This window comes from Thalassotalea sp. Y01, from assembly GCF_012932945.1.
Taxonomy (GTDB): Bacteria; Pseudomonadota; Gammaproteobacteria; order Enterobacterales; family Alteromonadaceae; genus Thalassotalea_A.
In genome coordinates, this window is sequence record NZ_JABBXG010000005.1 from 234,456 (window position 1) to 257,610 (window position 23,155).

The window sequence follows — 23,155 nt, forward strand, 5'->3', positions numbered from 1 at the left end:
AACGAAAAAATAGTGGTACGCAAAAACAGTGATAACTTTGCGATAAAAAGTGGTATTGAAAGGCACATTCTCTTGATGTTGGTGCTTACTGTTCTGACCTTAATAATGACGGGTAATGTATACGGAACAGCAATAATTGCTGCTGTCGCCATTTACAGCTTTATACAGGTTATTTGCAAAGCGATCCTGATGGCAGTAATACAAACCGCCATCATAAATTATCAACACGCAAAACTATCCTAATCAAATGCTGCGTGATTTACTTGTTAAAGTTTGATGTAGAACATCATCATCGGTTCTACCTGACTAGGGCTTTAACGCCAATAAGTCAGTTTTGCACAAGTGCATAATGCGTTCAGCGGTATTGCCGATAAGCTTTTGCTCAAGTCCTGTTCTACCAACGGTACCAACTACAACCATAGAGGCTTTGCAATCAGCAGCGACTGAGGTAATCACCTTGCTGATGTCACCCGCTTTAATGTGTAGGTTTTCTTGTTTGATATCATAATTACTGCGCAGTAAGGTGAGGCGGTCGGCAAGCTCTAATTGCCGTTCGGCAACGATTTCTTTTTTATCTAATAAACCTACCGTAGCAAGTATGCTTGGATAGCCAATCGCGTAAACAGCGTGCAACTCTGCGCCGATATATTTAGCCATAATACTGGCGTTTTCTAGCACCTTCTTATTGAGTCGTTTTTTCTCTTCTAATTCGGTATCTAGATCGATACATGCTAGTACATGGCGAGCTTTGTGCCATTTGTGATCGCATGCGATCATCACCGGTGCTTTGACTTCTCTGAGCAAATGCCAATCACTTGGTGTATATAACAGGGCTTCGCTGCGGTGACCTGTTTTTACCACCATAAATGGATTAAATTGAGCAACGTATTCGTTGACCCACACCGCGATGTTTTTTGCCCAAATGGTTTCAAATTCGTAGTCACACAAACCTTGTAAGGTATTAACCAGTTTGTGGGCATTAAGCTCATGCAATCGCTGTACTATTTGGGTTTTGGCTTGCTCGACGTCGGCAACACCACGTAAGTACTCATAACAAAAGTTGACGATATGCAGATCACAATCATACGCCTTGGCCAATTCAGCGGCCTGTTTAATGGCGGTATAATTTTGTTCTTGTTGGTCAGAGATTACTAGAATGCTGTTTTTCATAATGCGTTAACCTAAGGTCAATGAAAACATCTGATATCCGCTTGCGGTATCATATCAATGGTTATTGTGCTGCCTAGTTTCGTTGCCAAGTTCGATTGCATGGTAAGTATCAGTGTGATCCAAGCAGGCTAGGCTAATAAGTGCTATTTAAGAGCTTTTAATACACTTTGGCTTAAGGTTTTAATGCCAGTACGTTGGTCTTTAAGCGGCTTAATATTTGCTCTGCGGTATTCCCCAGCAGCTTTTGTTGTAACCCTTTTCTGCCAACGGTGCCTAACACTACGATCTGGCAATGCAGTTCGCCGGCGGTTGATGGGATCACTAACTCTGGCTTACCAGCATGTATGTGAAAATGCTCACCAGGAATATTATATTTTGCCGATAATTCACCTATGGCGTTCATTAATGTGTCTTTTGCATGAGCCTCCACTTCATCTTTATACTGAATGCCTAAATCGCGTAAAAACGTGGAGAACAGCGGTGTGTATAACACCTGCACATTAACGTCGAACAATTGCGCTAACTCGCATGCTTGCAGCAAAATATCGTGATTAAGCTGTTGCTTGTCTGGCAATTGGGTTTGTAAATCAACACAAGCTAATATGTTATGTGTTTTATGCCATTGCTCCTCACTAACGATAAGAACAGGCGCTTGTGTTTCTCTAAGCAAATGCCAATCGGTCGGGGTGTAAAACATTGACTCGCTGCGATGACCTGTTTTAACCACCATAGCAACGTCGTGTTGTTCAACGTACTTATTTACCCAGTTAGCAATGTGTTTTTGCCAGACGACTTCGTAGGTATATTGATTGTTGTCGCAGATCTCAGCTAGCTGATCATTGGCTTTGTCTTCTAATCGCGATAACAGGCTGTCTCTAAGGGCTGACCCCTTGGCTCCAAGGCCTCGTAAATCTTCATAATAGAAATATACGACGTGTAAATTAGCGCCCATCGCTTTGGCGATATTATCTGCCTGTTCGATGGCCGTGGTCTGTTCAAAATCTGGGTCGGCGATGACCAGTATTTTATCCATAAATTTCCCCGATCAATATTTTCATTATCATGCCTTAAGCATAATAGGTTTTTATAAAATTATTTTGATTTGCATCAGAAAGTTAGGCAATTGCTTTGGCAATGTAACGTTACCGTATTTTCTTTTCTCTTCAGTCTATTATCATCCTTTATTGGTTTGGTATGACGATTTGTGATGTAGGCAATAAGGATTGTAATTTAAACGCTAAAACTGCCTTTGCATCTGTGTCGCCGTGGACAATTCGAATTTGCTTGGGTGACGGCTTTATACCTTGAATGAAATTGAGTAAATCGTTTTGATCCGCATGGGCACTGTAACCACTTAATGAATGGATGATGGCATTCACGTTTATTTGCTCGCCATCAATATCAACTGTGCGATGATTTAAGGTATTTTGCTTATCTTGGTGTTGAGCTAATTGTTGCAACCGTCTACCTAAGGTGCCTTTTGCTTGATAGCCGACAAACAACACATCGGTTTTAGCATTAGATAAAAAAGCCTTCATATAATTGAGGATACGGCCACCGGTGCACATTCCTGATGCGGCAATGACGATTGCTGGCTTTTGTGTTTTCTTCAAATAATCAATGGTTTGTATATGCTGTTGATGGTCAATAATGGTGCTTAGTTGCTCAAATGATAGTGGGTGCCTGCCGCTATCAACTTTGTGTTTTGCTTCATCATCCCAAAGCTGTTTCAAGCCTCGATAATGCTCGGTAAATTTTGCCGCTAAAGGCGAGTCAACGATGATATCAATGCGATCAAGCAATTGCGCTAAGGCGTCATCTTTGCGATTGCCGAGCTGTTTGTTAGCGCTCAATTGTTGATGATTGCGGTGCAATATGTCTTCAATTTCATATAGTAACTCTTGCGTGCGGCCAATGCTAAACGCTGGAATAAGTACCATGCCGTTATCGGCTAGCGCTTTGCACAAAACGTTTTCTAAGGTGCTACGACGATGCTCTCTACCTTGATGGTTTTTGTCACCGTAAGTTGACTCAATGATCAAAGTATCACAAGTTTTTGGCGATGTTGGCTCCGGTAATAACGGCGTATTGCTAGCGCCTAAATCACCAGAGAAAACGATGGTTTGCTGTGTAGGTTGTGTTTTAGAGTTTTTCGTTTGCTCGGTTTGCAGTGGCAAGCCACAGCATTGAATTTCAGCATAGGCTGATCCCAAAATATGACCGGCGGGTTGCATGGTTAATCGTGCGGTTAGCGTTTCGTTGCTACCGGGTAATTCAACGCTTTGGCCATAGTCCACTGCAACGATTTGTTCATTGAGTCGTTGCATGACTTTATCAATTAAGCGTTGATTTGATATTGCGCCAACTTTAAGTGCGTCTTTTAACACCAGCGGCAATAATGTGGCGCTGGCGGTAGAGCAAAAAATATCGCCTTTAAAGCCGGCCGCCAGTAAATACGGAATTCTGCCAACATGATCGATATGGCAATGGGTCACTATCAGGGCGTCAATATTATCAACGTTAAATTCTATTGCTAAATGAGCTGGCAAAATATCTGCGGAGTTTGTAATGGCTTGGCGTGATGTTTTTTGTTTATGCTGTATCTCAGCGCCTTGAAAAAGACCGCAATCGACCAAGTAAGACAGCTGATGGTTTCCCAAAGACGCGGTGAGCTGATGGCAAGAGCCAGTGACACCTTCGACAGCGCCATGATGATCAAAGTGAATATCCATACTCATCAATTACAAAAATTCGGGTTAAGTTATTATTATTAAAAGATTAAATATAGCTTAGCAAAGCACGCAGATAAATCTATGTTTATGTTATGAATGGCAATTTTTGAATAATAATGTGCAGCACAAAGGTAGATAAACAGGCGATGTTAGCGGTATTTACGAGCAGGTATGGGGTTAATTTATTTCATTTGTCAGACCATAATATAAGTGTCACAGTACTGTGAAATAATCAAACAGCGTTTTAAAGACACTGTTATTTTAGTGTCTATACTAAAAGATAATCATTACGAGTTTAAAAGAAAAACAAAAGGAAATACGTTTTGTCTGTATCTCAGCCAATGTCATCTGTCAAAAAAGCCGTTATTCCCGTTGCTGGTCTTGGTACCCGTATGCTGCCAGCGACTAAAGCGATTCCAAAAGAAATGCTACCTGTGGTTGATAAACCGCTTATTCAATACATAGTCAACGAGTGTATCGCTGCTGGGATCAAAGAAATCGTCTTAGTGACGCATTCTTCTAAAAATGCTATTGAGAATCACTTTGATAAACAATTTGAATTAGAAACCACCCTTGAGAAACGGGTAAAACGTCAGTTATTGGATGAAGTGCAGGCGATTTGCCCAAAAGATGTCACCATTATGCACGTGCGCCAAGGTGAGGCTAAAGGCTTGGGTCATGCGGTACTTAAAGCACGCCCAATTGTTGGTGAAGAGCCGTTTGTCGTGGTGTTGCCTGATGTGTTAATCGATGACGTTGCCAGCGATCCGAAAACAGAAAACCTAGCAGCCATGCTTAGCAAGTTTAAAGATACAGGTACCAGTCAGATTATGGTAGAGCCAGTACCGCAAGAATTAGTAAGCAGCTATGGTGTGGTTGATTGCGGTGGCGAAAATATATCGCCAGGACAATCACATGCAATGACCGCAATCGTTGAAAAGCCAGCGTTAGAGGACGCACCATCCAATTTAGCCGTTGTGGGCCGTTATGTGTTGTCAAAAGAGATCTGGTCGTTATTGGAATTTACCCCACCAGGTGCTGGTGATGAAATTCAATTAACTGATGCCATCGCAAGTCTGATGAAAGTTGAGCCAGTTGAAGCGTTTCATATGACGGGGAAGTCGCACGATTGTGGCTCAAAAATTGGCTACATGAAAGCCAATGTTGTTTATGGTTTACGCCACCCACAAGTGAATGGCGAGTTTGAGCAATTCTTGAGAGATATCCTCGAATAGCATTGCGTTAGATAATCAAAGAAAAGGCAGCTGACGCTGCCTTTTTTGTATGTGCCTAGCTTATTAAGTCTATTACCTTATTAACGCTTATTATCGATCTTTACCGCTCACTATAAAAGCGGGTTTCTAGCGCTTAACATAAAACCAAACAGTGACTTTTTCTGTTTTCGTGGTCGACCTCGTTTGCTATGTGAAAACAACAATTGGGTTTCAAAGCTAAGGTTGCGAATAAAATATGGGCTAGCAATCGGGAAGTTAATCTTTAGATTGTCTTCGATAAACTCAATGGTTGGTTCATCGACTTCGTCGATACATAACTGCTGATAATATTGTTGTCGATTGAGCTTATCAGCACCGAGACGCAGGTAATTTGGGTGCGGTGTGATGATTTCCGTAATAAGCTCTGCGATTTGTGGCTCTATGCTACGTTGCTGCTCTTGCTCTAGGTAGCCGTTGGCACTGTAACTGCAATAAGGGTAAGTATGAGCATCGTTTACCTCTGAGCAAGTACGATTATAGAGGGTCTCGATATACGCCATACAGGCGATTAGGTAGCCATCTGGGTCAACGATACTGGCTTTGTGTCGCCCTTGAAATAATGTGCCACTGCGCTCATAGCAGCGGTTAACGTATTTTACATAACAGCTGTTGAGGTATTGAATCGCCCGCGGTATCGCTTCTTCATCGCTGGCGCTGAGTAATAAATGCACCTGATTATCGAGTAAAGTGTAGGCATGAATGGCGATATGGTATTTGCGCATCATCATATTCAAATAATGGCAAAATTGTTGATAGTCTTGCTCGTTAAAAAATATCGCTTGCTTGTTATGACCTGACAGCAAAATATAATGCGGCACATTGGCTAGATAATGTCTCGGTTTTCTGGGCATGCTTACTCCTCGTTTATTGCGCCTATGCAGCTAGCTATACAACTTGCTATACAGTTATATAGACAGATAAAAAGATCGGTAGAGCATCAGTACAACGTTCTGGTCATTCATCGTTACGTCCTGTAACCCAGAATGAAAGGGCATCATACTGTACGTCGCTCCGCTCGTGTGTTTCGCTTGTCTGTCCATAAGTTGCGAAACATCTGTGCCGATCTCACATGACCGGGAGCTGCTGCTTACTGGTTTAGGGATTATCCGTAAGACAGCAGACCCAATCATGCTCGTTACTTCACCTTGATTACTCGGTGAAGATTTTTGCCACTCCTTGGCTACATCCATGTACACAATGCATCCTGCAATTGCTCAATCCTTTGAGGGCTTCCTGTGAAAGTTAATCCATTAACTTTCATTTTGCTGACGTTCGAAAAGGGGTAAAACGACAGGCAAAATTCTATTATTTTGGGTAGTTGGTTAATTACAAGTTTGCTATGGGGTCTTCTGACATATGGGCTTATATAGCTGCAATTTCATAAGCAGGTTTGCGTCGCAAACAGAGGGGGCTTTTGCGGTGGGCTTATGGCTTAGGTTTGTTAATTGAAAACATCCTGTCATCATCATACTCGTCCTTGAATTTAGTATTTTTGTTCTCTGACAATGGTGCACATTGCCTATGGAAAATGTAAGAATTTATTAATTGAAAAGCAAATTGAAAAATTGTGCAATAAGATGTTTTTGTGGTTTAAGTGTATGAATTGTATGGATTATATTTTTTATAAAATGTTGCTTTTCAAGCTGTTAAATCAAAACGTAAATAGTGTCAGAGTGGCAACCTAATTAGGTCTCATCAGTCAATGTAAAGCGGTAATGGCTGACACAGCTCAATTGACAACGCGTCTTTGTAACTGCCACCAGAACGACTTAGATAAAGGTTTTAAATATTTCATAAAAAATTAAACCAATTCGGTTTGACAATTAACAGTTCAGATCTAGGCTTGAATATACACTTGGTTAATAAGCCATATAAAAATGGGTGGACCGGTAGAGTAATTTTTAGGATGTTTTGCGCTAAGGCATGCTTGCTTACCAGCCAACTTAAATAATTTTTTTCAGCAGTAAACTGAACGGATTATTTCTTTTAAACAAACCCGCATAACAACAGGTGGCAGTTATGTGTCAAAAGGCACACATATAAGGAAAACGTTGAAATGCAACTTTCAAAAATTCAGCAAAAACGAATGCAGTTTGCCGCAGGCGCAGCGGTTTCATGCTGGTTAGCTACAAATACAGCGTGGTTAGCAACAGACACCAGCTCATTAGTTCCGCTAGCAACCTTTACTCTAAGTACAGTATTGGCATTAACGGTGTTTTTGTATAAACCTCATTAATCGTACAGGCCTAGTACAGGGCTATCCCTGATACAGCAATAATATCGTTTTAAAGCTCAAGCTAATTAATATTTAAGCTCAAAGAAATGTCGAAACTAAAGGTTATTAAACGTCCATGGATTGCAACCTCTGCCTTTAGGTTTTACTGTTTTAACATAGACAAGCATTAACACTGAAGTGCAGGTACTGGCGTATTTTACGCAAACTGATTTAGCCAAAGTTTCATTACCAATGTTGTGTTACAACAGTTGTAGTTCGCACATTGCACAGCAATGGTAAACCAAATCACTATCGAGTATTCAAGGATGAATGATGGTCGACACCACGCCAAAGCGTTTAAAGCCAAACGCGCAATCTTCACAACATTCTGTTGCACGAAACGAATCTATAGATTCTAGGTGCGCTCGTAACTCTGGTTTATTTCGTCGGCAGGTAGTTGATAAAAACCTATCGCTTGATGGCGAGATCATCGTCAAACAACCTATTGGCTTTACCTTACTAACAATATTGTTTGTCTTGTTGTTATCAACCTTACTGATGTTTTTAATAGGCCAGGAATATACTCGCAAGACCCGTGTATTTGGTTACCTGCAGCCGACACAGGGATTGGTAGAAAGTTTTGCTGAGCATGCCGGCACGGTCAGTCATGTCGCGGTAAATGAAGGAGACACGGTTAATGTCGGCGATGTGTTGTTTGTTGTTGAGCAAAAAAGATTGAGCTCACAAGCGATTGGCGTTGTCAATAACATGAGCAATGGTAATGCTAATGATCTATTACAAGATGCAAACATTGACCAAATACAGGCAATTCAAAACCAAATAAGCCAACTCGATGCCGAACGAGATAATCAACAGCGGTTATATCAAACATCAAAACACAGCTTGCGCATCAAACAACAACAATCAGCAAGTTTACGCAGCGCAATTGACAAACAAAACACGGCATTACAGCAGCGTATTGCTTTGGCGCAACGACAATATCTAAACGGTAAACAGTTATTGGCGCAAGGTCACATTGCTGATGAGCAAGTAATTCGCTTACAGCAAAGTGCTTTATTGTTGCAGCAACAGGCGTACGAGCTAGAACAATTACAATTACAAATGGATTCTGAACAGCAACAAGCGTCTCAGCAATTACAGCAACTTGAGTATCAACATGCTTCCGATGTTCATGCGCTTTTGCAACAGCAACAACAATTGCAGCGCCAACTGAGTAATGCCAAATTTCAATATCAATATACAGTGGTCGCCCAAATTAGTGGCCAAGTGACCAATCTTAAATACAAGGTTGGGCAGAGCGTTGTCGCAGGCAGTTCTTTGCTGACCATCGTCCCCGAAAACTCGCAAATGGAAGCCGTATTACTGGTGCCAACCCGTGGTTTCGGTTTTATCAATCAAGGGCAAATCACCAAGCTCAAGTATCAAGCCTTTCCGTACCAACAGTTTGGTAGCTATCAAGGTACGGTAAGTAAACTTGGCAACGCCGTGTTAACCAAAGCAGATAGCCATATGCCTATAGTAATTCATGAGCCTGTTTATAAAGTCACCATTGCTCTTGAGTCGCAAGCGGTACAAGCCTACGGTAAGGCGATAACGCTGTCGCCCGGTATGTTGCTGCAAGCGGATATAGAAGTGGATAAACGTTCCTTGTTTGACTGGTTATTTGAGCCTATTTATAGCCTTAAAGGGCGCATCTGATGGCGCCCTTGATAGCGCATTAAATCGCGCAGTTGAGAGAGAAGCATAGCGGTAATTTAGTTAGCCATAATTGGCCAATGGAGTGGCTAATGAAGCAATCGGTGTACTAATGAACGGCTAACAGAAAACAAGCAACAGACAACAAGCAACAGACAACAAAGAATAAGAGGCAAGGATGTCGAGTGAAAGCGCAATACCTAATCATAAAAGTAGTCATAAAAACACGCATCAAAATCAGCACAAAAACAAAGCCGACGTGTTTAACGCGGGACTAGAGTTTTTTAGAGGTAAGAAATTACCTGTTATTTTGCAAACCGAAGCCAGCGAATGCGCGTTAGCCTGTCTTGCCATGGTCGCCTGCTTTCATGGTTTTAAAACAGATTTAGCCTATTTGCGACGACACTTTGCAATTTCCAGTCGCGGTGCCACAGTAGCTCATATTATCGATATCGCTGATGGCATTAGACTAAACAGCCGACCTTTAAAGTTAGCGTTATCGGATTTAACCAAGCTAACCACACCGTGTATTTTGCATTGGGATCTAAATCACTTTGTTGTGCTCAAATCATGCAAGCGTAATAAAGTGGTTATTCACGATCCTGCAATGGGTGAAAAAACATTGTCGTTAAGCGAGTGTGGAGAGCACTTTACCGGTGTCGCGATTGAGCTTATCCCCAACGAAGGCTTTGTTAAAGCAAGAGCAAAGCAATCACTGCGCATCAGCGACTTTGCTCGACACATCGTTGGCTTATGGCCAACGGCGTTTAAGGTATTAGCGCTTAGTGTAATGCTGCAACTGTTTGCGATTGCCACACCTTACTATTTGCAGTTGGTCATTGATGATGTTGTGGTAAATGGCGATAGTGACTTACTGATGATTCTCGCACTAGGTTTTGCTTTGTTGGCACTGTTTGAATTGGTCAGTAAAGCGTTACGCTCTTTTGTTATCTTACATTGTTCTAATGTGCTGAACCTACAGATGGCCAGTCAACTATGTCATCACTTGTTACGATTACCATTGGCCTTTTTTCAACGACGGCACATGGGCGATATTGTTTCACGGTTTGGTTCGATGGACTCGGTACGGCAATTACTCAGTAATGGTTTAGTGGAAGCCATCGTTGATGGATTGATGGTAATTGTCGTGCTGGTGATGATGTGTCTGTATAGCGTCAAGCTAACCGTGATCGTGATGGTTGCGGTAACCGTGTATGCCATCATGCGTAGTCTTTGCTATGAACCACTCAAACAACTTAACGAACAACAGTTGGTTGCTGGGGCCAAACAACAAAGCCGTTTTATGGAAAACGTGCGCGCCATTGAAACCATAAAGCTCAGACAATGTGAGAATCAACGCCAACAGGTGTGGCAGCAAAGTTTGGTTAAACAAATCAACTTATCCATAAAGCTGGGCAAGCTGCGTATTCACTTTAATTGGCTGCATGATGCCATCTTTGCCGCGGAAAACCTGTTGGTTATATACATAGCGGCGACTTTGGTTATGGCAGGCGATCTTAGCATCGGTATGTTGACTGCGTTTATTGCCTATAAGCGACAATTGATCAGCAAACTTATCAATCTCATTGAACGGCTTATTGATATGAAAATGCTGACTCTGCATTTATCGCGTATTGCCGATATAGCGCTAACAGATAAAGAGCCTCATTTTGATAAAAAAAGGGCAATCAATACTACCATACAACCGCCGATAGCTCGCATTAGTCAAACCAGCAATACAGCATCGAAGGCAGCGATATTGCGTATCGAGGATCTCGCTTTTCGTTATCATGATAAAGAGCCGTGGTTATTTAAGAACGTGTCGTTTTCTGTAACGCCAGGGCAAGTGGTGGCAATTATTGGCGCATCAGGCTCGGGTAAAACCTCGCTGCTAAAGATCCTGATGGGTTTACAAGCAGCAACACAGGGCAAGGTGTGTTTTTATGAGCATGAGATCAATCAATATGGTTTAGGCCAATATCGGCGTAAGCTTTCTGCCGTCTTACAAGATGATCAGTTGATCAGCGGCAGTCTTATCGACAACATCAGTTTCTTTGCCGAACAAGTCGATAGACAAAAACTGGCCAATGTCATTGAGCAGGCGCAATTGAGTCAAGATATCAAAAGCATGCCGATGGGGGTAAACAGTTTGATTGGTGAAATGGGCAGCAACTTATCCGGAGGGCAAAAACAGCGGTTATTACTGGCCAGAGCTTTGTACCAACAGCCTGATATTTTGTTTTTAGATGAAGCCACCTCACACCTTGATAGCAATAATGAATTTTATGTAAATCAAGCGATTAACGCATTATCGATGACCCGTATTATTGTTGCGCATCGATTAGAAACCATAATGCAAGCCGATGTGATTTTGCAGTTAACAACCAGTGGTGTGATCGATTGTACAGACAAAGTGAAATCTCAATTTGCAGCAGCGAGACGCGGTTAATGTCGATAAAGGCATTTGTTAACTCGATTATTGACCAATAAATAATGCTTTTTATTGATCAAAATAATGGCCTTTTTCGTAGTGTGGATATGTGACCTTAGTATTTGTTTTTGTTAAAAACTTGCTAAATTCTCAAACTAGTGAAATTATTTAACGGTAACCTTGGTCTGTATGGGATACCTGATTTGCTCGAAAATAAGCAATCGGGCCACGACCTGGACTGAGTGTTTATGGTAGTAAGTAATCAAATAATATTTAGGAAGACAACTATGAAAGTATTTAAAAATTATTTTTTCACAGCGGCCTTAAGCGCTCTGATGTTAACGGTTTTTGCAAGCATGCCTGCCAAGGCTGATGTTAATCCGTTTGACAGTCAAAGTGTTGTAGCTTCAGCTGAATTCGACGGTGACGAAAAAGAGAAAGAAAAAGGCAAATGCGGCGAAGGTAAGTGCGGCGAAGGCAAAAAAGGCAAGTGCGGCGAAGGTAAATGCGGCGAAGGCAAGGAAGGCAAAAAAGGTAAATGCGGCGAAGGTAAGTGCGGCGAAGGCAAGGAAGGCAAAAAAGGTAAATGTGGCGAAGGCAAATGTGGTGAAGGCAAGAAAAAAAGCAAATGCGGTGAAGGCAAATGCGGTGAGTAACGCCTAATACATTTGACTCCGGTCAAAAATTTAAAAGCCAGCATTAGCTGGCTTTTTTTATGACTTATATACAGAACTTTTTATCGATAGCCTAAATCCTGTTTAATCGTATTGTTGTTTCAGTGTCTCGCTTGGATTGTTTTCAAATAGCATTGCTAAAAACGACAACGCTAAAAATGACAATAATATCTTTTTAAATTGTTGGTTGTTTAAATTTCAACCATCTAAGCGCATCTCAAATATCACGCAAATATTAGCTCATAATCAAGTAAATTAAGGCTTTCAAAAGCTCTATTTTTTATTATGAAAATTATTGCTTTTAACGCTGAACTTTTTAAAAAAATGTTAATCAAAACTCATGCTTGTAAATAAAATTGTTTAAAAAAGCAATTTAGTTGCTAGATCGAAAAATAATTATCTTGATCTATATCAAAGTTTAAATTGATCGTGTATTATCCCGCCAGATTTTTTTAGGGAGACCGATATAATGTCACACGATAACTTTAAAGAAGCTTCTTCGAAGCGCCACCTTTTTGCTGCTCTATTAACTTTAGTTGCAATGCCATTATTGCCAATGTTAATGGGTTGGTTTACCTACTTGTAACCCATACAAGTTTCTCTAAAGCTGTAGTAAGGAAGAATTATGACAATGCAAGTTCTGTTGGTTGAAGATAACGCCAAAGTTGCGACCCAACTGGAGAATGCGTTAACCAAGGCTGGTTTCGATGTCACCACAGCAATTAATGGTCTAGATGGATATAACAAAGCACAACAAACCCGTTTTGATGTATGTGTTGTAGACCATTTGATGCCGTTAATGGATGGTCGTCAATTGTTGAAAAATTTATCAGCATTAACTGACAACCAACCATCGTTTGTCGTCTTTATGTCGACTCAAGATCTAAAAGCTGTTGAGCAATTACCAGAAGTGCAGTTCGCTGACACTATTCTGTCAAAGCCTATCAGTGATGAAGATTTTATTGCCCTTATTCATTCGTTAACTGAGCAATCAACCGAGGTTGCTTAACTAATTACGAATCTTGAGCGCAAGATCCTCTAAATACGCGAATTTTTATCCGCTTAAATGCAATCTCGACTATAAAATTCGCGTCAAATCTATTATCCTTTTAATCAAACTTTTAAGCCATGTTTGATTAATGACCGAACAAGACATCAATTACTTAAAAAGCGTTATACATGACGTGCCTGATTATCCAATCGAAGGCATTATGTTTCGCGATATCACCGGCATTTTAGATGATGCCAAAGCCTTTCTGTTTTGCATTGAGCACCTAAAAGAAAAATACCAAAATATGGGAATCACCAAAATTGTTGGTACTGAAGCCCGTGGGTTTTTATTTGGTGCGCCATTAGCATTGGCATTAGGCATTGGTTTTGTCCCGGTAAGAAAGCCTGGCAAATTGCCACGCGAAACTTTTTCGCAAACATACGACTTGGAATACGGTCAAGATACCTTGGAAATTCATCAAGACGCTTTAGTCGCTGACGATAAAGTGTTAATGATTGATGATTTACTGGCCACTGGTGGTACTATAGAAGCAACCACTAAGTTAATTCGCAACGTTGGCGCCTCAGTACAGCACGCTGCGTTTGTCATTGGATTGCCTGATTTAAAAGGGCCAGAGCGCCTAGAGTCGATGAGTGTCGATGTTTACACTATGGTGGATTATGAAGGCGAGTAACCGTTAACGGACGCGCCTTTGCATTGTTGTAACAGAATAATAAGAACAAATTTAGGGTTGTAAACACTATGAGCTATCAGGTACTTGCCAGAAAATGGCGGCCAAAGGATTTTACCCAATTGATGGGGCAAGAGCATGTTGTCACTGTGTTGATGAATGCCTTGAGCCAACAGCGCCTGCATCATGCCTATTTGTTTACCGGTACTCGAGGTGTCGGTAAAACCACCATAGCTCGTATTTTTGCAAAAAGCCTAAACTGTGAACAGGGCGTCACGGCCAATCCATGTGGTCAATGTGATGTATGTCTTGATATCGATGCCGGTCGCTTTGTCGATTTACTTGAAATCGATGCCGCATCACGCACCAAGGTTGACGATACGCGTGAGATCCTGGATAACGTGCAGTACGCGCCAAGTCGTGGTCGTTACAAAGTGTACCTTATCGATGAAGTACACATGTTATCGAAAAGCAGTTTCAATGCCTTATTGAAAACGCTTGAAGAGCCGCCAGAGCATGTGAAATTTATTCTCGCCACCACCGATCCGCAAAAGTTACCGGTCACGGTGTTGTCGCGTTGTTTGCAATTTCATTTAAAAGCATTAACACCAACGCAAATTGAAACCAAGCTTAAAGAAATTCTTGATGCGGAAACCGTAACCTTTGAAGAAGACGCCATTGCCTTATTAGCGAAGGCTGCACGCGGCAGTATGCGCGATAGTTTAAGCCTTACTGATCAAGCTATAGCGCAAGGGCAAGGCCATATCGTTTCTGACAATGTGGTGCAAATGCTAGGTGGTGTTGATCAAAATTGGGTATACAAGATCCTTGTTGCCTTATTAAAACAAAACCCGCAAGAATTAATGCAATTGAGCCAAGATATTGCCTCATACGCACCTAATTATCACCGTCTATTGGCAGAGCTATTGCAGCTATTACATCAAGTGGCGTTGTGGCAATTGGTGCCAAACGGTGTTGATCTTGATGCACAAAAAGCTAAATTGATTGATAAGTTCGCTCGAGCTATGGCACCGGAAGATGTGCAGCTTTACTATCAAATTGCCGTCAATGGCCGCAAAGATCTGGCCTATGCTGGTGATGAACAAAGCGGTTTTGATATGGTTATGTTACGTATGTTGGCCTTCAAACCTGCAGCATCTCATCAAGCATTGACCAGCGCTATGCCGGACAACGCGACACAAACGATTGAGTTTGACGCAGATATTGAACAATCAACGGCTGTCACAGCAGCTGAGCAAAGCATAACGCCAGCGGCCGAGCCTGAAAAAAAGGCAAAAGCCGAACCCGCGCCTAAGCAAGAGCTTGAACCAGAGCCTAAAGCTCAACCTAAACCAGAGTTTAAGCCTGAACCTGAACTTGAGTTAAGTTCGGCAGATGAACAAAACCCAGCACCTCAAGCGGATGTGTTCGCAGCAAAACAAATGCGAGCAACATCAGCGGAGCAATTGCAATCGGAGCAGCAACAACTTGAAGCGATGGCTGAGATGCAACGTGCGCCAGCATCAGAGCAACTGCCAACTCAAACGACAGAGCAAGCGATTGAGCCGGTTCTGCATTCGGAACAACAAGCTCAGCCATTACAACAAACTTCACAGCAGGCTGCTGAGCCACAAGTCGACAACCAACAACCGGTTGCTGACAATGTAAACTCCGATGTCGAGAAAATGCTTGCCACACGCAATATGTTGCGTAGCCGCCGTAAAGCGGCGGAGGATACTGGAAAAAAGCCATCAGCCCCGGTAGCAAAGGCGACTCTTAGTCCGCCAAAAGTTAGCTCCCAGTCTTCTCAACAAGTAGAAGCTCAACAAGCAGAAGGTCAACAAGCAACAGCTCAAAGCGACGCTAATACCAGTGAATTCGACTTGAGTGCTACTGACGCAAACACGGCTGCAGCAGAAGCGGTTGAAGTAAGTAGAGCTACTGCGATTGCGACACCAAATGCAACCGTCGAACCAACCGCTTTAAGCCAATCACATGATGCTGTGGCCGTCGCTGAAGAGTCAGTCACAGAAGGGCAAAGCACAGCGCAAGCAAACCCTGCAGCTGAACATCAAAGTCATCAAGCAGTGAACTTGTGTCACTCAAATGAATTTAATCCTGACGTGATTGATCCCGCTGTTATTCGCGATGCCAATCAAATTGATAGTTGGGCGCACACCATTGATGCCATGGGCTTGAGTGGGCGAGTGCGTCAATTGGCGTTAAATGCCGAGTTGGATTTAAGCACAACCGACAGTCAATTGGTCATTAATCTGGATAACCGCTGGATGCATTTAAACTCATCGGCGGCATTAGAAAGCATGAAAGCATGCTACAGCAACTTAAAGCAACAACAGGCTGACGTTATCATAAACCCTGTTGATGAACCGAAATCAACACCGTTTGTGATCCAGCAAATCATCAACGAAAAACGATTGGCTTGGGCCAAACAGTTGATCAACGACGATGATTTTGTCACGGCATTGCAGCAACAACTTCAAGCATTTGTCGATGAAAATTCGATCATGCCATTGTAACGTCGGACATCAAGCCTTACATATTAACGCAAATTAACCGATAAGCGCCCTTAACCTTATCAGCAAGGGCGGTTATAATAACGACAGACATTCGATGCTGCGGCATCATTTATTGTATTGGAGAAGATCAATGTTTAAAGGCGGCATGGGCAACATCATGAAGCAAGCCCAGCAAATGCAAGCAAAAATGGAACAAGCGCAGAAAGAAATCGCAGATATGGAAGTTGTCGGTGAGTCTGGTGCAGGTATGGTTAAAGTAACCATGACAGGTAGCCATAATGTTCGTCGTATCGAAATCGATGAAAGCTTGATGGAAGACGACAAAGACATGGTTGAAGACTTGGTTGCCGCAGCATTTAACGACGCCGTTCGTCGTGTTGAAGAAACCTCGAAAGAGAAAATGTCTGCCGTTACTGGCGGTATGCAAATGCCTCCAGGTATGAAAATGCCATTCTAATCTGAACCCTATAAAAAAATAGCGCCTCAAGGCGCTATTTTTTTGTCTGGCATAGGTGTTTATTTAATAATATAAAGTCATTGATTTTGTCACGACCTTTATTAACCCAAATACCATTTAATATGCGAATACTTATGTTTAATCTATCAACGTTACTAAATCATCTTTACTCTTTCTGACTTTAGTTAGACTAACTAACCAGTCATTGTCGGTATCACGATATCCTAAAGGCAGCATCACACAACTTCTTAAGCCTTTTGCTCTTAACGCTAAAATTTCATCTAATGCGATTGGATCAAACCCTTCAATAGGTGTTGCATCGACTTGTTCAAAAGCCGCTGCAGCGATGGCTTGAGAGAAAGCGATATAGGCTTGTTTGGCCGCATGTTGAAAATTTTCTTCCTCGCCTTTTTGTGGGTAAGTATTTAATAGCATTTGACGATAGTCTTCCCATCCTTGGTTTTTGAAGCCTCGAATGGTATTTGTTAAATCAAACATCTTGTTGATCCTGTCAGCAGTATAAGTATCCCACGCAGCAAAAACTAATAAATGAGAACAATCCGTTATTACCGATTGATTCCACGAAATGGGCTTTATTTTTTCTTTAATTTCTTTATTTGTAATAATAAAAACTTCAAAAGGCTGAAGCCCGCTGGACGTTGGTGCTAGAGAAATTGCCTCAATAATATTGTCTATTTTTGCTTGAGGTACGGTTTTGCCGTTCATTGCTTTTGCGGCATAACGCCAATTTAATTTGTCTAATAATTCCATTATGATCTCGATTAATTAATTCTGTGTAGACGTTAATTTACTAACTAGGGCTTGACCAATTGCATGGGCACTTGCGGGGTTTTGGCCTGTGATAACATTGTTATCTTCAATAGTAAAACTTCCCCATGGTTGAACCTTGTTATAGCGAGCCGCTTTTCTTGCAAGTGCTTCTTCTAACAAAAATGGAATGTCGTCAATTGTGCCAAAATCAATTTCTTCTTCACGAGTAAAACCTGTTACCGAAACTTTAGATAATAATGATTCACCATCGCTCAATGTGATTGGTAGCAAGGCTGCTGGGCCATGACAAACTGCAGCTATTAAGCCGCCACTTTCATAGTGTTGAGCGCTTAATTGCGCAAAATCTTGGTTCGTTGCTAAGTCAGTTAACAAGCCAAACCCCCCCGGGTAAAATACCGCGTCGTAATGGTTAATGATAACTTGATGAGCTGGGACAGTATTGTTTATGCGATTTTGAAAACTCTCATCCGCCAATATTTTATTATTAACATCATCACCTTCAATGTCGGTGCCATAAAGTGGTGCTTTACCACCTTTAATTGATGCAATGTCATAGTCAATACCCGCTAAAATTAACTCATTTAGCACGTGGGTTAGTTCTGGAGCATAAGTTCCATTTGCGTGATTGGTTTCACCTAAGGTTGCATGATTTGTTACAGGTATAAGTACTTTTTTCATAATAGTTCCAATTAGTCATTTAAAATAAGCTAGGTCACTTTATTGTAGTTATATTATATTATTACTATATAAGTGATAATATAGTTAACCGGTTAAACAGTGTTGCTATATGGCAATAATGGCGATTATGGATAGTTTTGAAGGTATTATTGAATTTGCGGCCGTTGCAAAAACAAATGGTTTTTCTGCTGCAGCTAAGCAATTGGGTTGCAGTACGAGTCATGTTAGTCGGCAAGTGTCTCGTTTAGAAAAACGATTAGGTTGTGCTTTGTTAGCTCGTTCAACTCGGATTGTCACACTCACTGACAACGGCAGTACTTATTATCAACAAGTGAAGGACTTAATCATTGGCCTTGAGCAGGCGAACGAACAAGTTAGTCAACAACAAACCCACTTAACTGGTACATTGAAAGTCTCCGCTGCAGGAGGATTTGCTGAGCACTTCTTAGCGCCAGCGTTAATGGAATTTGCATCTAATTATCCTGACTTAACTATCGAACTCGATTTGAACAGTCGGTTGGTCAATCTGATTGAAGATGGAGTAGACTTTGCCATTCGTTATGGTGAACTTAACGACTCGAGTCTCATAGCCAGAAAACTTGTTAGTCGCCCGTTAATGGCGGTAGCTAGTAAATCATATTTAGACAAACACGGTGTGCCTAAACACCCAGTTCACCTCAAGCATCATAATTGTTTAATAGCCAATAAAGAGACGTGGGAATTCGAGTCAGACGGCAAAAAGGAACAGATAAAGGTCAATGGCCGTTGGAAAAGTAATAATGCAAACCTCATTATGCAAGCATGTATTAAAGGTTTGGGTGTTGCATACATGCCCAAAAGTACGTTTGAAGATGCCGTAAACGATAATTTGCTAATACCTATTTTAGCGCCATATTGGGGGCGGGGCGCCAACAGCTGGATAGTTTATCCAAATAAAAGGTTTATGCCTTTGCGTGTCAGGGCGGCAATTGACTTTCTCGTTGAATATTTCGCTACGTGGGAATGATCGATTTTTTAATAAACTGTGTTTTGTGGGTAACAAAATAATCATATTTAAAAAATGTTAAGTACGTATTTTTTATAGGTAATTGTGTGCCACAATAAACATCAGCTAAATTACTTGTAATTTATTGCAGCAACCCTCATATCAATGACACAACAAGATTTTCCTACGTTAAAGAGAGTGACTATGTCCAACCTGCTGATTGCCGGCAATACTGGCACCCCGTTATTTGTTATCAATGAAAGCGATTACGAATCCTGGTTAAGCGCACAAACTGAAAGTGTGCAAAACTGGTTAAACAATACTGGATATAAAGGTAAGGGGCTGGTTGTTATTCCTACAACTGACGGCTGTATCGCATCTGCGTTAATGGTAGTGAAATCCGCGAGCGAGCATTTTGCTTGTGGCGATTTGATCAATAAGTTGCCAAGTGGTCAATATGCGCTGCAAACCGATGCGCAAAACCGTGAAGCAGTGGCCTTTGGTTGGTTAATTGGTGCATATCAGTTTGATCGTTATAAAGCCGGTAACAGCGGTTTTCCTGTGCTTGCCATTGATGACGCTGACTTGGTTGAGTCAACACTTAAGCAATATCAAGCGACGGCTCTGGTACGTGATTTGGTCAACACACCAGCAGCAGATATGATGCCACAGCATTTATCTGAAGTGACCAATGCAATGGCTGATGAATTTGGCGCACAGTTTTCTGAAATTGTCGGTGATGATTTGTTAGAGCATAACTACCCTACCATTCATGCTGTAGGGCGAGCAAGTTGCCACGCACCACGTTTGCTTGACTTACACTGGGGCAGCGAAGATGCACCGAAAGTGACCTTAGTCGGTAAAGGTGTGTGTTTTGACAGCGGTGGTTTGGATGTTAAACCTGCAGCTGGTATGCGCTATATGAAAAAAGATATGGGCGGCTCGGCGCATGTGCTAGGTCTTGCTCGCCTCATTATGGCGTTTGGTTTGAATGTGCGTTTACGGGTGCTTATTCCTGCGGTTGAAAATGCCATATCAGGCAATGCTTTGCGCCCAGGTGATGTGGTTAAAACTCGTAAAGGTATTACAGTAGAAATTGATAATACCGACGCGGAAGGTCGTTTGGTGTTGTGTGATGCGCTTGATGAAGCAATGAACGATAAACCAGATATGGTGATTGATTTTGCTACATTAACTGGCGCAATGCGTGTTGCCTTAGGTACCGAATTGCCAGGCTTTTTCGCCACTAATGATGCGACTGCGAAAGGCATTACGGATGCCGGTTTAACCATACAAGATCCTGTATGGCGGATGCCATTGCACCAACCCTATGCCGATATGCTGAAAAGTGATGTCGCGGATATGAGTAACTGTGCCAATGGCCCATTTGGTGGCGCTATTACTGCAGCACTGTATTTGCAAGAATTTATTGAGCAAGGTACCGATTGGTGTCATTTTGATATTATGGCGTTTAATGTGCGTCCGTTATCGGGTCGACCTAAAGGCGGTGAAGCGTTTGGCGTTCGTGCCGTATTTAAGCACTTGCAGCAAAAGTACGGTTAATAATATCGATTTATTCCCGAAAGAGAAGCCGGTCTGTGTGCAGCACAGTCCGGCTTTTTATTTGCTTAAGTTATTTCGACTGGACAACTTCAACCAACACTTTGCCTTCGCTGGCTGACGGCGCTTTGATGTTTAACAAGGCCGACAGGGTTGGTGCCAAATCAATGGTTTCCACACGGCGACTAACGTTTCTCGCTGCTATGTCTTTACCGACAAATATTATTGGCACATGGGTATCATAATTCCAAGGCGAACCATGTGTTGCTGTGACCGTTAAGCCTTCTAAATCATTGATAAAATCGTGTGGATTAAATACCAGATATATATCGCCTGAACGCCCTTGACTGTGGTTGTTAAATACCGCTTGGTATATGGGCGTATCTGGGAAATTTCCAGACTCAAGTTTATGGCTGGCAATCGCTGTAAAAATTTCTTCGCGTTTATTCAGCTCTGCGACCAACAAATCCTGTACCATTGCTGGTGGAAAGTCAGTCTTGGCGATGGTGTCCATATCAAGATAGATATACGGTGGTGAAAATGCTTCAACCAATCGCTCATTAATGCGCAGCAGCTTTTTAACGGCTTTGACTTCATCGCTTTGTTCCCAATCGGTACGCGGCACATATTCACCGTAGATGTTTTTCTCATTTAAATAGCCTGGCACTTCAGGGCCGCCGTGATCGGCCGATAACACGATCACCGTATTGGTAAGACCGACGTGCTCATCAATGAATTCAAACAAGTCTGCTAAGGTTCGGTCTAAACGTAAGATGTTATCTTCCGATTCGAGACTGGACGCGCCGAAAAAGTGGCCGATGTAGTCGGTAGCGGACAAGCTGATGGCTAAGTAATCGGTGATATCGTCATCACCAATGCTTTCAGCTTTTACTAGCGCTTTGGCAAAATCGACGGTCATTTCATCACCCACAGGGCTGACCGTTAACAAGGTAGTGAAATATTTAGATGATTCGCTGCCAAATGCGTGCGGGAATGTGCGTCCATAGCCAGCCATATCCATCTCCCAAGCTTTATCATCGTCATTGCCAAACAAATAGGTGTCTTTCTTGTTTAACAATTGCCATTGAGTGCCGGCAAATTGTTTTATATAACTTTTATTGTTCCAGTCTTCCACCCAGCTTGGATACGCTTGGTAGTAATAATTTGAGGTGACAAACTCACCGGCTTGTTTTGAAAACCAAAACGCTTTTCCTGAATGGCCAGCCAATGACACCGCGCCACGGTCTTTCACTGAAACACTAAATACTTTTGCCCTGCCATTGGTGCTGATACTAAGTTCATCAGCAAAGGTTGAGCCGATGATGTTGGCCGGTGAACGCCCTTCAACGTTAGCGGCTTTTTGGGTTGGGTCTATTTCAGTGTCTTTATCGACGGCAGCACCTTTGCTTAACAGCACATAGTTGTCGTCTTCAATATTATAGACTTGACGCTGAGCGTTACGATCAAACCACATATTGGCAATTAATCCATGTGTGGCCGGCGTGGCGCCTGTTGCTAGAGTGACGTGTCCAACAATGGTTTCGGTATTGGCATGCGGGTGGTGTGCATCTTTGTAAACGACGCCATTATCGAAGAGATAATTAAAGCCATTTTTAACGAAGCGATCTTGATAGCGATACGGCAGATCTGCTCTTAATTGATCAACCGTGATTTGTAATACCAGTTTGGGTGTCTTCTGTTCAGCCTGAGCCGAGCCACACATGCCCATTAATATGGATAATAAGGCAATAGGATAGTTAAATATTCGCGTAATATTATATACTTTTATAAGCATAATAAGTCCTTATTTGATTGATGTGTTGTGGCTTTGGCTAGCAGAGAAAAATGGTCAATATAGTGTTTCGCTGTATGCATTTAAGCCTAACTCAGCATTGGTATTTCGGCAAATTTGCACAACGTCGGTGGTTGTCGTAATCTAACAGTCATGGTTAACATTTTATTTACAACGTTGAGGGAAACGCTATGTCAGGAAAATTAGCAAGTGTAATATTGATGATCGTTGGTGTGGCACTGGCAGTATGGGGACATCAACAACAGGGTGAATTCACTGCACAAGTATCAGAGGCGGTAAGTGGTTCACCAACTGATGAAGTAATGATGTTTTATATCGCAGGCGGTGTGTGCTTCGTGGTAGGTCTAGTGTTATTTTTAAAAAAATAGTCGACGCGATATCTTACTGCAATACGCTATAGCTCTATCTAACAGCATCAAATAAGACCATAAAAAAAACG

General features: G+C 42.0%; 19 protein-coding genes. 12 read left to right on the forward strand and 7 right to left on the reverse strand.

Annotated elements, in window-relative coordinates:
- Positions 1 to 306: 306 nt before the first annotated feature.
- The 3 genes from HII16_RS09355 to HII16_RS09365 form a co-directional block, all read right to left on the reverse strand.
- Positions 307 to 1,170, reverse strand: coding sequence for a universal stress protein (locus tag HII16_RS09355; RefSeq protein ID WP_169129569.1), 864 nt, complete (start codon positions 1,168 to 1,170; stop codon positions 307 to 309).
- Between the two features lie 172 nt (positions 1,171 to 1,342).
- Positions 1,343 to 2,203 carry a universal stress protein gene (locus HII16_RS09360; RefSeq protein WP_169129571.1) on the reverse strand — a complete coding sequence of 287 codons (861 nt, stop codon included), beginning with the start codon at positions 2,201 to 2,203 and terminating at the stop codon, positions 1,343 to 1,345.
- Between the two features lie 148 nt (positions 2,204 to 2,351).
- Positions 2,352 to 3,896 carry an MBL fold metallo-hydrolase gene (locus HII16_RS09365; RefSeq protein ID WP_169129763.1) on the reverse strand — a complete coding sequence of 515 codons (1,545 nt, stop codon included), beginning with the start codon at positions 3,894 to 3,896 and terminating at the stop codon, positions 2,352 to 2,354.
- 347 nt (positions 3,897 to 4,243) lie between these two features.
- Here HII16_RS09365 and galU point away from each other — a divergent pair, with 347 nt between their 5' ends.
- Entirely contained in the window at positions 4,244 to 5,137 is an 894-nt protein-coding gene (galU, locus tag HII16_RS09370; RefSeq protein ID WP_169129765.1) for a UTP--glucose-1-phosphate uridylyltransferase GalU, read from the forward strand.
- 110 nt (positions 5,138 to 5,247) lie between these two features.
- On the opposite strand, the gene HII16_RS09375 is transcribed toward galU, so the two are convergent.
- The gene (locus HII16_RS09375; RefSeq protein WP_169129573.1) at positions 5,248 to 6,027 is read right to left on the reverse strand and encodes a transposase; all 780 of its coding nucleotides are present in this window, start codon (positions 6,025 to 6,027) and stop codon (positions 5,248 to 5,250) included.
- Positions 6,028 to 7,232: 1,205 nt separating this feature from the next.
- On the opposite strand from HII16_RS09375, the gene HII16_RS09380 reads away from it, so the two are divergent.
- The 8 genes from HII16_RS09380 to HII16_RS09415 all read left to right on the forward strand — a co-directional run bounded on the left by HII16_RS09380 (position 7,233) and on the right by HII16_RS09415 (position 16,888).
- Positions 7,233 to 7,412, forward strand: coding sequence for a hypothetical protein (locus tag HII16_RS09380; protein WP_169129575.1), 180 nt, complete (start codon positions 7,233 to 7,235; stop codon positions 7,410 to 7,412).
- Positions 7,413 to 7,724: 312 nt separating this feature from the next.
- Complete coding sequence (locus HII16_RS09385) at positions 7,725 to 9,110, forward strand: HlyD family efflux transporter periplasmic adaptor subunit (RefSeq protein ID WP_169129577.1); 1,386 nt, start codon at positions 7,725 to 7,727, stop codon at positions 9,108 to 9,110.
- 175 nt (positions 9,111 to 9,285) lie between these two features.
- The gene (locus tag HII16_RS09390; RefSeq protein WP_169129579.1) at positions 9,286 to 11,556 is read left to right on the forward strand and encodes a peptidase domain-containing ABC transporter; all 2,271 of its coding nucleotides are present in this window, start codon (positions 9,286 to 9,288) and stop codon (positions 11,554 to 11,556) included.
- A 269-nt stretch (positions 11,557 to 11,825) separates the two neighbouring features.
- On the forward strand, positions 11,826 to 12,194 hold the full coding sequence (locus HII16_RS09395) for a hypothetical protein (protein WP_135437355.1): 369 nt from the start codon (positions 11,826 to 11,828) through the stop codon (positions 12,192 to 12,194).
- 643 nt (positions 12,195 to 12,837) lie between these two features.
- Positions 12,838 to 13,221, forward strand: coding sequence for a response regulator (locus HII16_RS09400; RefSeq protein WP_135437354.1), 384 nt, complete (start codon positions 12,838 to 12,840; stop codon positions 13,219 to 13,221).
- 130 nt (positions 13,222 to 13,351) lie between these two features.
- Entirely contained in the window at positions 13,352 to 13,897 is a 546-nt protein-coding gene (gene apt, locus HII16_RS09405) for an adenine phosphoribosyltransferase (RefSeq protein ID WP_169129581.1), read from the forward strand.
- Between the two features lie 68 nt (positions 13,898 to 13,965).
- Positions 13,966 to 16,431, forward strand: coding sequence for a DNA polymerase III subunit gamma/tau (dnaX, locus tag HII16_RS09410; RefSeq protein WP_169129583.1), 2,466 nt, complete (start codon positions 13,966 to 13,968; stop codon positions 16,429 to 16,431).
- 130 nt (positions 16,432 to 16,561) lie between these two features.
- Positions 16,562 to 16,888 carry a YbaB/EbfC family nucleoid-associated protein gene (locus HII16_RS09415; RefSeq protein ID WP_169129585.1) on the forward strand — a complete coding sequence of 109 codons (327 nt, stop codon included), beginning with the start codon at positions 16,562 to 16,564 and terminating at the stop codon, positions 16,886 to 16,888.
- 138 nt (positions 16,889 to 17,026) lie between these two features.
- On the opposite strand, the gene HII16_RS09420 is transcribed toward HII16_RS09415, so the two are convergent.
- Together HII16_RS09420 and HII16_RS09425 are read right to left on the reverse strand one after the other, a co-directional pair.
- On the reverse strand, positions 17,027 to 17,659 hold the full coding sequence (locus HII16_RS09420; protein WP_169129587.1) for a nitroreductase family protein: 633 nt from the start codon (positions 17,657 to 17,659) through the stop codon (positions 17,027 to 17,029).
- A gap of 15 nt (positions 17,660 to 17,674) precedes the next feature.
- Positions 17,675 to 18,358, reverse strand: a complete 684-nt coding sequence (locus HII16_RS09425) for a type 1 glutamine amidotransferase domain-containing protein (RefSeq protein ID WP_169129589.1) — start codon at positions 18,356 to 18,358, stop codon at positions 17,675 to 17,677.
- 127 nt (positions 18,359 to 18,485) lie between these two features.
- Between HII16_RS09425 and HII16_RS09430 the strand changes: the two genes are divergently transcribed.
- Both HII16_RS09430 and HII16_RS09435 read left to right on the forward strand, forming a co-directional pair.
- Positions 18,486 to 19,364: a LysR family transcriptional regulator gene (locus tag HII16_RS09430; RefSeq protein WP_169129590.1), complete on the forward strand. Its 879-nt coding sequence runs from the start codon at positions 18,486 to 18,488 to the stop codon at positions 19,362 to 19,364.
- 183 nt (positions 19,365 to 19,547) lie between these two features.
- Positions 19,548 to 20,906, forward strand: coding sequence for a leucyl aminopeptidase family protein (locus tag HII16_RS09435; RefSeq protein WP_169129591.1), 1,359 nt, complete (start codon positions 19,548 to 19,550; stop codon positions 20,904 to 20,906).
- A 70-nt stretch (positions 20,907 to 20,976) separates the two neighbouring features.
- On the opposite strand, the gene HII16_RS09440 is transcribed toward HII16_RS09435, so the two are convergent.
- The gene (locus tag HII16_RS09440) at positions 20,977 to 22,698 is read right to left on the reverse strand and encodes an alkaline phosphatase family protein (RefSeq protein WP_248289565.1); all 1,722 of its coding nucleotides are present in this window, start codon (positions 22,696 to 22,698) and stop codon (positions 20,977 to 20,979) included.
- Between the two features lie 188 nt (positions 22,699 to 22,886).
- On the opposite strand from HII16_RS09440, the gene HII16_RS09445 reads away from it, so the two are divergent.
- Entirely contained in the window at positions 22,887 to 23,084 is a 198-nt protein-coding gene (locus tag HII16_RS09445; RefSeq protein ID WP_135437347.1) for a DUF3185 family protein, read from the forward strand.
- The last annotated feature ends 71 nt before the right edge of the window (positions 23,085 to 23,155 follow it).

Bases quoted from the DNA above. Each gene is read 5' to 3' on its own strand.
- HII16_RS09355 (WP_169129569.1), bottom strand. From the start codon at position 1,170: ATGAAAAACAGCATTCTAGTAATCTCTGACCAACAAGAACAAAATTAT.
- HII16_RS09390 (WP_169129579.1), top strand. From the start codon at position 9,286: ATGTCGAGTGAAAGCGCAATACCTAATCATAAAAGTAGTCATAAAAAC.
- apt (WP_169129581.1), top strand. From the start codon at position 13,352: ATGACCGAACAAGACATCAATTACTTAAAAAGCGTTATACATGACGTG.
- HII16_RS09385 (WP_169129577.1), top strand. From the start codon at position 7,725: ATGGTCGACACCACGCCAAAGCGTTTAAAGCCAAACGCGCAATCTTCA.
- galU (WP_169129765.1), top strand. From the start codon at position 4,244: ATGTCATCTGTCAAAAAAGCCGTTATTCCCGTTGCTGGTCTTGGTACC.
- HII16_RS09430 (WP_169129590.1), top strand. From the start codon at position 18,486: ATGGATAGTTTTGAAGGTATTATTGAATTTGCGGCCGTTGCAAAAACA.
- HII16_RS09425 (WP_169129589.1), bottom strand. From the start codon at position 18,358: ATGAAAAAAGTACTTATACCTGTAACAAATCATGCAACCTTAGGTGAA.
- HII16_RS09395 (WP_135437355.1), top strand. From the start codon at position 11,826: ATGAAAGTATTTAAAAATTATTTTTTCACAGCGGCCTTAAGCGCTCTG.
- dnaX (WP_169129583.1), top strand. From the start codon at position 13,966: ATGAGCTATCAGGTACTTGCCAGAAAATGGCGGCCAAAGGATTTTACC.
- HII16_RS09360 (WP_169129571.1), bottom strand. From the start codon at position 2,203: ATGGATAAAATACTGGTCATCGCCGACCCAGATTTTGAACAGACCACG.
- HII16_RS09380 (WP_169129575.1), top strand. From the start codon at position 7,233: ATGCAACTTTCAAAAATTCAGCAAAAACGAATGCAGTTTGCCGCAGGC.
- HII16_RS09375 (WP_169129573.1), bottom strand. From the start codon at position 6,027: ATGCCCAGAAAACCGAGACATTATCTAGCCAATGTGCCGCATTATATT.
- HII16_RS09435 (WP_169129591.1), top strand. From the start codon at position 19,548: ATGTCCAACCTGCTGATTGCCGGCAATACTGGCACCCCGTTATTTGTT.
- HII16_RS09400 (WP_135437354.1), top strand. From the start codon at position 12,838: ATGACAATGCAAGTTCTGTTGGTTGAAGATAACGCCAAAGTTGCGACC.
- HII16_RS09445 (WP_135437347.1), top strand. From the start codon at position 22,887: ATGTCAGGAAAATTAGCAAGTGTAATATTGATGATCGTTGGTGTGGCA.
- HII16_RS09420 (WP_169129587.1), bottom strand. From the start codon at position 17,659: ATGGAATTATTAGACAAATTAAATTGGCGTTATGCCGCAAAAGCAATG.
- HII16_RS09440 (WP_248289565.1), bottom strand. From the start codon at position 22,698: ATGCTTATAAAAGTATATAATATTACGCGAATATTTAACTATCCTATT.
- HII16_RS09415 (WP_169129585.1), top strand. From the start codon at position 16,562: ATGTTTAAAGGCGGCATGGGCAACATCATGAAGCAAGCCCAGCAAATG.